The organism is Rhizobium phaseoli, from assembly GCF_001664385.1.
GTDB classification, from domain to species: Bacteria; Pseudomonadota; Alphaproteobacteria; order Rhizobiales; family Rhizobiaceae; genus Rhizobium; species Rhizobium phaseoli.
In genome coordinates this window covers 4,358,209-4,368,522 of sequence record NZ_CP013532.1, presented here as the reverse complement: position 1 = coordinate 4,368,522, position 10,314 = coordinate 4,358,209, and the positions used below count along the sequence as shown (strand labels likewise).

At 60.5% G+C, this 10,314-nt stretch carries 10 protein-coding genes; all 10 read right to left on the bottom strand.

What is annotated here, in order from left to right; all coding sequences use genetic code 11:
• Positions 1-458: 458 nt before the first annotated feature.
• On the bottom strand, positions 459-623 hold the full coding sequence (locus tag AMC88_RS33720) for a hypothetical protein (RefSeq protein ID WP_012485575.1): 165 nt from the start codon (positions 621-623) through the stop codon (positions 459-461).
• Positions 624-747: 124 nt separating this feature from the next.
• The gene (locus tag AMC88_RS21010) at positions 748-933 is read right to left on the bottom strand and encodes a hypothetical protein (RefSeq protein ID WP_041683804.1); all 186 of its coding nucleotides are present in this window, start codon (positions 931-933) and stop codon (positions 748-750) included.
• A gap of 162 nt (positions 934-1,095) precedes the next feature.
• The gene (locus AMC88_RS21005) at positions 1,096-1,845 is read right to left on the bottom strand and encodes an ABC transporter ATP-binding protein (protein WP_012485573.1); all 750 of its coding nucleotides are present in this window, start codon (positions 1,843-1,845) and stop codon (positions 1,096-1,098) included.
• Positions 1,842-2,675, bottom strand: coding sequence for an ABC transporter ATP-binding protein (locus tag AMC88_RS21000; protein WP_010017301.1), 834 nt, complete (start codon positions 2,673-2,675; stop codon positions 1,842-1,844). The genes AMC88_RS21005 and AMC88_RS21000 overlap by 4 nt, the downstream gene beginning before the upstream one ends.
• Positions 2,672-3,607 (bottom strand): ABC transporter permease, encoded by a 936-nt coding sequence (locus AMC88_RS20995; RefSeq protein WP_012485572.1) that lies wholly within the window; start codon positions 3,605-3,607, stop codon positions 2,672-2,674. The genes AMC88_RS21000 and AMC88_RS20995 overlap by 4 nt, the downstream gene beginning before the upstream one ends.
• A complete protein-coding gene (locus AMC88_RS20990; protein ID WP_041683803.1) occupies positions 3,604-4,674 on the bottom strand; it encodes an ABC transporter permease in 1,071 nt (356 codons plus the stop codon). The genes AMC88_RS20995 and AMC88_RS20990 overlap by 4 nt, the downstream gene beginning before the upstream one ends.
• An 18-nt stretch (positions 4,675-4,692) precedes the next feature.
• On the bottom strand, positions 4,693-6,336 hold the full coding sequence (locus AMC88_RS20985) for an ABC transporter substrate-binding protein (protein WP_012485570.1): 1,644 nt from the start codon (positions 6,334-6,336) through the stop codon (positions 4,693-4,695).
• Between the two features lie 101 nt (positions 6,337-6,437).
• A complete protein-coding gene (locus AMC88_RS20980) occupies positions 6,438-7,496 on the bottom strand; it encodes a dipeptidase (RefSeq protein WP_064822968.1) in 1,059 nt (352 codons plus the stop codon).
• Between the two features lie 158 nt (positions 7,497-7,654).
• Positions 7,655-8,680, bottom strand: a complete 1,026-nt coding sequence (locus AMC88_RS20975) for an ABC transporter permease (protein ID WP_004676764.1) — start codon at positions 8,678-8,680, stop codon at positions 7,655-7,657.
• 34 nt (positions 8,681-8,714) lie between these two features.
• Complete coding sequence (locus AMC88_RS20970) at positions 8,715-10,256, bottom strand: sugar ABC transporter ATP-binding protein (RefSeq protein ID WP_064822967.1); 1,542 nt, start codon at positions 10,254-10,256, stop codon at positions 8,715-8,717.
• Positions 10,257-10,314: the final 58 nt, after the last annotated feature.

The window sequence follows — 10,314 nt, the reverse complement described above, 5'->3', positions numbered from 1 at the left end:
ATGACGTCGGACAGGCGATGCAAACGGACGAGGCTTTGTTGCAGGGTTGCCCCCAAACGGCGATCGTTACCCTCTGCGCAAAACCATGTCGAAAAGTTGGACACCATCGGAATAATTCAAGTCAAGGGGTGCAGGCCACTGGGTCAGCGCACGCCTGCCGATGCAGGGCGGAACAGGTCGACCGAACGACATCAAAAATGCGCCGCATCTGGGTGGATGCGGCGCATCTGCAATTTCACGGAGAATGATCAAGGGCGGAATACCGGGACAGATAAGATGTCCGGGATTCACCAGAACAGGAGGATTCTAAGGCCGGTTCGGCCTTAAATTTGAACCTGTTCTAAATCAAGGAGTTGGAGCATGATGTCGTCCAAAAACCGCTCACACTTTTCGGCAATATGCTCTAAGGGCGGCAACTGCCAAAGCCCCGGCACCTGCCGAGGCTTGCCATCCGCCGACTATCCGACGAGGCCGAAGACCATGGCCACCACAAACAGGAATGCCGCGGTGAAAATTGTTCCATGGAGCACCGCCTGAAGCCTGTGACGCGTGGCGTGCGGCTTCTTGGTCGGTACGGAACCATAGTGGTTCACGTGAGTATGCGAAATACCCAGTTCTGCCATATGTCGCCTCCGTTGTTCTCGTGCGGCCGGTTGTGCGGCTCGCTGTTATATTTCTAATTCTCTATCAGGTAGGTAGAGATAAATTTCCGTCCAGGGGGAGCGGAAGAGAAAATTCAACCGGCTCTTAGCAGAGCGTGCGCCATGCCCAGATCAACGAGCGCTCGACGGCGTTCTCGTTCTGCGGCGGGTTGGAGGTCTCGATTTGGCGCCAGTCCTTTTCCGCACGCATGGAGACAGTCATCTGATCCTTGCATTCAGCTCTGGTGCGAGGATCGAGATAGCCCATGGTCATCCCGCCGAGAAAGAACATGCCCTGACCTCCATCGATCACGAAAGCTAACAATCGTTAACAGGATCATGACAGAAGCGGGGCAGCTGTCAATAGTCTAGTTGAATGGTCGTCTTTTAGGAAAACATTATCCTTAACGCTGTCGCCGGCGTTTCTTTTTCAATGGCTTGAAATGATTGTCTTTCAGACTTTGACAAAACCCTTGCTCGCGATCATCAAATTTTTCGTATAGTCCTGTTGGACCGCACCCTCTGCCAGCGCTTGCGAGCTCAATCGTTCGACCACGGTGCCATTGCGCATCACGGCGAGTCTGGCGCACATATGGGTGATCACTCCGAGATCGTGGCTCACCATAATGAAGGTGAGTTTGCGATCGCGACGGATCTGCTCGAGCAGGTTCAGCACTTCCGCCTGCACCGAGGCGTCGAGCGCCGAGGTCGGCTCGTCGAGCAGCAGAATTGACGGTTCGACGATCAGCGCCCTGGCAATCGCCACGCGCTGCCGCTGGCCGCCGGAAAGCTGATGCGGGTAGCGGAAACGGAAACCATTGCCGAGACCGACTTCGTCGAGCGCGCGGGCAATGCGCCTGTCGCTATCGGCGATGGCGTGGATCGCAAGCGGTTCGAGCAGCAGGCGGTCGATCGTCTGGCGCGGATGCAGCGAGCCATAAGGATCCTGGAAGACCATTTGCACACGTCGGTAGAAGGCCTTGCTGCGCTTTGCGCCTTTCAATGTTTGGTCGTCGACGTGGATCGCGCCGCTGCTGATCGGCGCTAGGCCGGCCACGGCGCGCAGCAAGGTGGATTTTCCCGAGCCGGACTCACCGACGAGGCCGAAGGATTCACCGCCTTCGACATCGATGCTGACGTCCTTCAACGCGTGAAATTCGTCGTACACGACACTGAGAGTGTCGACCTTGAGTGCTGCGCTCATACCGCCCACTCCGGCCTGCGGTCGAGAACCGGCAGCGGATGGCGGTTCGCGCCGATCTCCGGCATGCAGTTCAGCAGCCCTTGCGTATAGGGATGCTGGGCATGCTTGAGATCGGCGGCTGCGAGTTCCTCTACGATCTTTCCGGCATACATGACGATGACGCGATCGCAGAAAGAGGAAACCAGTCTGAGATCATGCGAGACGAAAATCAGCCCCATGCCGCTCTCCGATACCAGCCTGTCCATGATTCTGAGCACATCGAGCTGCACCGTCACGTCGAGCGCCGAGGTCGGCTCGTCGGCAATCAGCAGCTCCGGCCCGGCGATCAGCATCATGGCGATCATCGCACGCTGCCCCATCCCGCCCGAAACTTCATGCGGATGCAGATCGAAGACGCGCTTCGGATCGCGGATCTGTACGGCCTCCAACATGGCGAGCGCGCGCTCGCGTGCCTCCGCCTTGCTAACCTTTTCATGGGTGCGCAGGGTTTCGCAGATCTGCCGGCCGATCGTCATCACAGGATCGAGCGAATATTTCGGGTCTTGCAGGATCATGGCGATGCGTTTGCCGCGCAGCCTGCGCCTTTCCCCGGCTGAGGCCCTAAGGAGATCGATGCCATTGAAATCCAGCTTTTCGGCCGTGACGATGCCGTGTTTCGGCGTCAACCCCATGATCGCCCGGCCGGTCTGCGACTTGCCGGAACCGGATTCGCCGACGATGCCGAGCCTTTCCTTGCCGAGCGTGAAGGAGACGCCGCGCACGGCCTCGATCATGCCGGTGCGGGTGGGATAGCTGACCTTCAGCTTGTCGACCGTCAGAAGCGTCGTCACTGGCCGCTCTCCTTCGGATCGAGTGCGTCGCGCAGGCCGTCGCCGAGCAGATTGAAGCCGAGGCTGACGATGAGGATGGCGATGCCGGGCATCGCTGCCACCCACCATTGATCGAGGATGAAGCGCCGGCCCGCAGCGATCATCGCGCCCCATTCCGGCAGCGGCGGCTGCGCGCCCAAACCCAGGAAGCCGAGGCCGGCGGCCGTCAGGATGATGCCCGCCATATCGAGCGTCACGCGCACGATCAGCGAGGAAATGCAGAGCGGCATGACATGGCGCACGACGATGCGCAGCGGCGAGGCACCCATCAGTCTCACCGCCGAGATATAATCGGACCGCCGCACCGTCAGCGTTTCGGCGCGGGCGATGCGGGCATAGGGCGGCCACGAGGTGATGGCGATGGCGATGATCGCGTTCTGGATACCGGGGCCGAGGGCTGCGACGAAAGCGAGCGCCAGCACCAGCTTCGGAAAGGCGAGGAAAATATCGGTGATGCGCATCAGCGTCGCATCCACCCAGCCGCCGGCATAACCGGAGACGGTGCCGACAATCAGGCCGATCGGCGCCGAGATGACGGCAACGAGCACGACGACCAGCAACGTCAAACGCGATCCGTAGATCAGCCGCGAAAAGATATCTCGGCCTTGATCGTCCGTGCCGAGCAGGAATTCACCCGTTCCCGGCGGTAGCAGCCGGGCATTGCGCAGATCGCCGACGACGGGATTGTGCGTGGCGATGAGATCGGCGAAGGCGGCGATGAAAAGCAGCGCGACGATGATCAGCAGGCCGACGACGGCAAGCCGGTTTGCGGTGAACTGCCGCCAGGTGACATAAGCGCGGCCGAGGCGCGCCTGCATGCGCGATTGCGGCCGGTCGGAAAGCAGCCACTCGCGGCGGCTCATCGTTGGAGAGGGACTGGCGGGAGCCGTCATCGGTTTCGCGTCCTCGGGTCGAGCGTCCGATAGAGAAGGTCGGACAGAAGGTTGATGCCGATGAAAACCGTGCCGATGACGATCGTGCCGCCGAGCACGGCGTTCATGTCGGCATTCTGCAGCGAATTGGTGATGTAGAGCCCGATGCCCGGCCAGGAGAAGACGGTTTCGGTCAGCACCGATCCTTCGAGCAGGCCGGCATAGGAAAGCGCGATGACGGTGACGAGCGGCACGGCGGCATTGCGCAGCGCATGCCCCCAGATCACCCGGGTTTCGGACAGCCCTTTGGCGCGCGCGGCGACGATATATTCCTGCGACAGCTCGTTCAGCATGAAGCTGCGCGTCATGCGGCTGATATAGGCGAGCGAGAAATAACCGAGCAGCGAGGCCGGCAGGATAATGTGGCGGAAGACGTCGTAGAACACGTCCCACTGGCCCTGCCAGGCGCTGTCGAGCAGATAAAAACCGGTGATCGGCGTGAACGTATATTCGAAGACGATGTCGATGCGTCCGGGAAAGGCCACCCAGCGCAATTGCGCATAGAAGATGACGAGCGAAATCAGCGCCAGCCAGAAGATCGGCACCGAATAACCGATCAGGCCGATGACGCGCACCACCTGGTCGGCGATGCTGCCGCGGCGCACGGCAGCGAGAACGCCGAGCGGTACACCGACGCAGGCGCCGATCAGCGTTCCGAGCGTCGCGAGCTCGATCGTCGCCGGCATGACGCGGCGGATATCGACCATGACCGGGTTAGTGGTCAGTACCGAATTGCCGAAATCACCGGACAGGACGCCTTTGACATAGATGAAAAACTGCTGGTAGAGCGGCAGATTGAAGCCCATTTCCTGGCGCACACGCTCGACGACATGGGTGGGCGCGCGGTCGCCGAGGATGGCGAGCACGGGATCGATCGGCACGACCCGGCCGATGAAGAAGGTGACGGCCAGAAGACCGAGATAAGTGGTGACGGCGGCGAACAGGAAGCGTCCCGCCGCCTTGGCGAAAGCGCTGGCACGGCCCTTTCGGGGCCGCGCCGCCACCTGTGTTGCTTCGATGGTGCTCAAGCGATCAATCCTGCCGGATCATTCCTTGGCGATCGGCCCGACGAAATTGGTATCGAAGCTCGGACCCAGCTTGAAGTCCTTCAGGTTCTTGCGATAGCCGGCCACCTCGGTCTGCTGGAAGATGATGACGAAGGGGCTGTTGGCGAGGAACTTCTTCTGGATATCCTCGTACATGGCAGCGCGCTTCTCACCGTCGCGCTCGAGCAGCGCGGCCTTGGTTTGCTTGTCGAGTTCCGGCGCTTCCCAGGTGTTGCGCCAGGCGAGCGTCTTCACCGTGCCAGCATCGGAATTGTCGGGGTTGCTGGTGAAGGTGTCGGCATTGGAATTCGGGTCGAAATAGTCCGAGCCCCAGTTGCCGATATAGATGTCGTGGGTGCGGGCGCGATATTTGGTCAGCGTCTGCTTGCCGTCGCCCGGGATGATTTCCAGCTTTACGCCAGCCTGCGCCAGCGTCTGCTGCATGGATTCAGCGATACCGGTCACCGGCTGCGTGTTGCGCACGTCCATGGTCACGGAAAAGCCGTCCGGCACGCCGGCCTTGGCAAGCAGCTCCTTGGCCTTGGCGACATCAAGCTTGTAGGGGTTTTCATCAAGCGCGCCGAGCTGGCCCTTCGGCAGGAAGGTCTGGTGGATCTCGCCGATACCCTTGATCAGCGTTGCGCCGATCGCATCGTAGTCGACCAGATATTTGAAGGCTTCCTGGACTTCCGGCTTCTTCAGGTTCTCGTTCTTGCTGTTCAGGCTGACGTAGTAAATCGTGCCCTTCGGCGCGCTGGTCGTCGCGAGATCGGCGTTCTTGGAAAGGGCGTCGATGTCGCCCGGCTCGAGATTGCGGGCAATGTCGATATCGCCGGCTTCGAGCGCCAGCCGCTGGGCCGAGCTTTCCTTCATGTAGCGGTAGATGACGCGATTGAGCTTCGGCTTGTCGCCGTAATAATTGTCGTTGCGCTCCAGCACGACGACTTCGTTGGCTCGCCATTCGCGCAGCTTGAAGGCGCCGGAACCGGCATAGCCGGTTTTCAGCCACTCATTGCCGAAATCATTGTCGTATTTGTGCTCGGCATCCGGCGTTACCGCCTTCACATGCTCCTGCACGAGCTTTTTGTCGACCACGGAGGCGACCGTCGCCGTCAAACAGTTGAGCACGAAGCTCGGCGCATAGGCCTTGTCGACCGTGAAGACGAATGTGTTGGCATCGGCCGCCTTGGCCTTTTCGGTGACATTGTCGCCGGTCAGACCGAATTGGGTAAGGATGAAGGCCGGGCTCTTGTCGAGCTTGACGGCGCGCTCGAACGACCATGCAACGTCTTCAGCGGTAACAGGATTTCCCGATGCGAATTTGAGGCCTGGCTTCAGCTTGAACGTATAGGTGAGGCCGTCATCCGAAACGCTCCAGCTCTCGGCAAGATCGCCCTTCACCTTGGATGTGTCGGCGAGATCGAGGCGGACGAGCAGGCTGTAGCTGTTGCTGGTGATCTCTGCGGTCGAAAGCTCGAAAGCCTCGCCGGGATCCATCGTGATGATGTCGTCGATGGCAAAACCCTCGACAAGCGTGTCTTTGGGCGTTTCGGCGAAGGCGGCAGGTGCCGCCATCATCAGGAGCGAAAGAGCGGCTCCCGCGGAAAGCAGGCGGAATTTGCGGCTGAGCTTGGTGATCATCATGGTCTGTTCCCCTGTTCTTGATTGATTACGAAGCGTTTTGTCGGTTCATGTCCCATTAAAACTATTGTTCGCTGTCAGCGCGTCCAGAGGCGGGCTGCACTTTAGGCGTACTCCTCCCGCCAGGCTTGTGCGAGAATGCGAAGCCAATTTTCACGGGCAAGTTTCGTGAGATCCGCCTCACCATAACCAGCCTCCCTGAGAGCGGCAATCAGCTTCTGGTTGCCTGACGCATCGCCGATTTCGTCAGGGATCGTGGCGCCGTCGAAGTCCGATCCGAGCGCCACGCAATCGATGCCGATGCGGTTCACGAGATAGTCGATGTGACGGATCATGTCGGCCATCGGCGTATCGCTGTCCGAGCGGCCGTCTGGGCGCAGCATGGCGGTGGCATAATTGATGCCGACGAGACCGCCGCTTTCGCGGATCGCATCAAGCTGCCTGTCCGTCAGGTTGCGCGCGACCGGCGTCAGCGCATGGGCATTGGAGTGGCTGGCGACCAGCGGCTGATCCGTCGTCTTCGCCACGTCCCAGAAGCCCTTTTCGGTGATATGGGCAAGGTCGATCAGGATGCCGAGGCGATTGCATTCCCGCACCAGCGCAAAACCGGCATCAGTCAGACCCGGCCCAGTGTCCGGTGACATCGGGAAGGCGAAGGGCACACCATGGCCGAAGACATTGTGCCGGCTCCAGACCGGCCCCAGCGATCGCAGCCCCGCCGCGTAGAAGACCTCGAGCGCCGACAGGTCGGCGCCGATCGCCTCACAGCCTTCCATGTGCAGGACAGCGGCGAAAACATCCTCGGCCATGGCGTCGCGGATGTCCTTGACCGTGCGGCAGAGACGCCAGGCGCCGGCCTGGTCGAGCCGCAGCGCGATCGCCGCCTTTTCGGTGGCGATGGCAAGCGACGGAAGTGGATCAAGCGGGGCAGCCATCGGCGTGACATAACGACCGTCGGCATCCGGATCGGCGAAGACGAGATCGCCCGAGGGAATATAGATGGCGCAGAGACCACCGGAAAGACCGCCCGCTTTCGCCCGACGCGCATCGATATGGCCGAGAGTCGTGCCGTCCGCAAATTCCGCGATAGGGTCGCTGCCGTCTTTTGAATGTGTCCAGAGTCGAAGGAGAACGTCGTTGTGACCGTCAAATACGAATTGCATCTGTTTTCCTGCGCGGCCCCGAGGCGGGCGAATGAAGTAGCCAGAATAGAAAAGCTGACGGAATTCGCCATCTCTTTTTTTTGAATATCGGCCATCGGCGCCAAAACGCAAAACGGGGGCCGAAGCCCCCGTAAAATCTTCAATGAAACCGGCCGAGATCAGTGCTTGCGGCGCTTCTTCTGTCTGTAGACGTCGATGACGACAGCCGCGACGATGATGAAGCCTTTGACGATCTCCTGGTAATAGGCGTCGATCCTCAGGAAGGTGAAGCCCGATGTCATGACGCCGAGGATGATGGTGCCGATGACGGTGCCGGTGATGCGGCCGACGCCGCCGGTGAGCGAAGTGCCGCCGATGACGGTCGCGGCAATCGCATCGAGTTCATATCCGACGCCCATGCTTGCCTGCGCGGTTTCCGCGCGTGCCGCCGTGACGATACCGGCAAGGCCGGCAAGCAATCCGGCGATCACATAGACCTTGACGAGATGCGCCTCGATGTTGATGCCGGAGACGCGCGCCGCCTGCGGGTTGGCGCCGATGGCATAGGTGAACTTTCCGTAGCGTGTGTAGCGCAGCGCAATATGGAAGATCAGCGCCACGACCAGGAAGACGACGACGGGCCAGGCCTTGGTTCCGATGAAGTGAAACTGCTCGGTGATCCCGGACACCGGCTGTCCCTTGGTATACCACTTCGCGACGCCGCGGGCTGACACGAACATGCCGAGCGTTGCGATGAAGGGCGGGATCTTCGTGTAGGCGATGAGGGCGCCGTTCGCCAGGCCCGCAGCCGCTCCGATCAGCAGGCCGATCATGATCGGCACGAGCGCCGGCAGGTCGGTCAGAGAGGGGAACACGGCCCGTCCCCAAGTCGATGATTGCGCGAAACTCGTCGCAATCATCGCTGTCATGCCGACGACGGAGCCGGATGAAAGATCGATGCCGCCGGTGATGATGACCTGCGTGACGCCGACGGCGATGATGCCGATGACCGAGACCTGAAGGATCATGATCGTCAGGCGCTGCGAATTCATCAGGAAGCTTTGCCCGATGAACATCCAGCCAAGCGCTTCATAGATCAGCGCGATGCCGACGAGCACGAGGAAAATGCTGAGCTCAGTCGGTAGGCGGCGGCGCCTTTGCCGGGTTGCGAGCGGAGCCGCACCCTCTGCTGCCTTGGTACTCATGTTAAACCTCCCTTGGGCGATTGCAGACCGCGAATCACTGCGCAGCCAGCTCCATCACCTTGATCTGCGTTGCTTCATCGCGATTGAGGAAACCGGTGACGCGGCCCTCGTGCATGACCATGATGCGGTCGCTCATCCCGAGCACCTCGGGCATCTCGGACGAGATCATGATGACTGCTACACCGTTTCGCGCCATGTCGGTGACCAGCCGGTGGATTTCCGCCTTGGCGCCGACATCGATGCCGCGCGTCGGCTCGTCGAGGATCAGGATTTTCGGATGGGTGAGCAGCCAGCGGCCGATCAGCACCTTCTGCTGGTTGCCGCCCGACAGATTCTCTACGCGCTCGTAGAGATTGGGCGTTTTCACCCGCAGCTTCTTTGCCATGTCTTCGCAGGTCGCCTCGATGGCGCCCTGCTGCACGAAGCCGCCCTTGACATATCTGTCCTGCAGCACGGCGATCTGCATGTTCTCGAGAATATCGAGGATCAGCAGACAGCCGGTATCCTTGCGGTCCTCGGTCAGGAACGCCATCTGGTGACGGATGGCCTCGGTCGGCGAAGAAATCGTCACCGGTTTTCCGTAGAGTTCGATCGAGCCGGAGCTTGCCGGCGTCACGCCGAACAATGTTTCGGCGACATTCGACCGACCGGAACCGACCAGGCCGGCCACGCCGAGGATCTCGCCCGCCCTTACCTCGAAGGAGACGTTTTTGAAGACGCCGTTGAGGCAGAGATCCTTGACCGAAAGCATCACCTCGCCGATCGGCACCTCTTCCTTGGGGAACATTTGGGTGATCTCTCGCCCGACCATCATGCGGATGATATCGTCCCGGGTGACGTCGGTCGAAGCGTGCGTGCCGATATAGCGGCCATCGCGGAAGACTGAAAACTCGTCGGCGATCTCGAAAAGCTCGTTCATCTTGTGGGTGATATAGACGATGCCGATGCCCTGGGCCCTGAGGTCGCGGATGATGCGGAAGAGATGCTCGACCTCGCGCTCGGTCAGCGCCGAAGTCGGCTCGTCCATGATCAGCACGTCGGAATTATAGGAAACCGCCTTGGCGATCTCGACCATCTGCCGGTTGGCAACCGACAGGTACCGGACCTCGATATCGGGATCGATGTCGATATTCAGCCGGGCAAACAGCTCTTCGGTCATCCGGTGCATGACGCCGTGATCGACGAAGCCGAAGCGATTCTTCGGTTCGCGGCGGATCCAGATATTTTCGGCAACCGTCATGAACGGCATCAGGTTCAGTTCCTGATGGATCATGGCAATGCCGTTCTCCAGCGCGTCAAGCGGAGATTTCAGCTGGATCTCGATGCCCTTCAGGCGGATATCGCCTCTATCAGGTATGTAGATGCCGGCGAGGATCTTCATCAGCGTCGATTTGCCGGCGCCGTTTTCGCCCATCAGCGCATGCACCGAGGCGCGCTTCAGCCGGAACTGCACGTCGTCGAGCGCGACGACCCCGGGAAATTCCTTGCGAACGCCTTCGGCGCTCAGCAGATATTCCGCATTCGGAACTGCGCCGCTTGCGCGAACGGCTGCCATGGTTGTCGGGCTGACGGCCATATCATCTCCTCCGGATACGGGCAGGCGGAAAGGATGCGGGCTTTGCCCGCATCCTGTT